The following is a 351-nucleotide window of genomic DNA, read 5'->3' on the forward strand; positions in this document are numbered from 1 at the left end:
CAGTCGCACTGAGGGTCAGGCCGGTAGTATCCAGGCGTGCTGGATCGTCGGTCACGACGGTGGTCGGCGTGCCAGCAGTTTCGAGATGCTCGTAATTGCCACCCGTCACGCCGGTGATGCTGTTGCTCAGCGGAGTGTTGGTGTTCAGCACGTTATTCGGAGCGATGAAGTCCACCGAACCGCTAGAAGCGTTGACCGGGATGGTGATGCTTTGACCATTCGCCAGGCTGATCACCAGCGGAACGCCGGTCACAGGCGAAGTCACCGAAGCGACGTAGGTCACCACGCCGCCTTCTACTGCACTTGCGGTGGCAGTCAGAGTGACGGTCGAGGTATCAATCGAGTCCGTTA

General features: G+C 59.5%; 1 protein-coding gene. It reads right to left on the reverse strand.

What is annotated here, in order from left to right; genetic code table 11:
- On the reverse strand, positions 1-351 hold a 351-nt coding region (locus tag ACODSK_RS32700), incomplete at both ends, for an immunoglobulin-like domain-containing protein (RefSeq protein ID WP_489022301.1).

This window comes from Pseudomonas sp. FG98, from assembly GCF_057808595.1.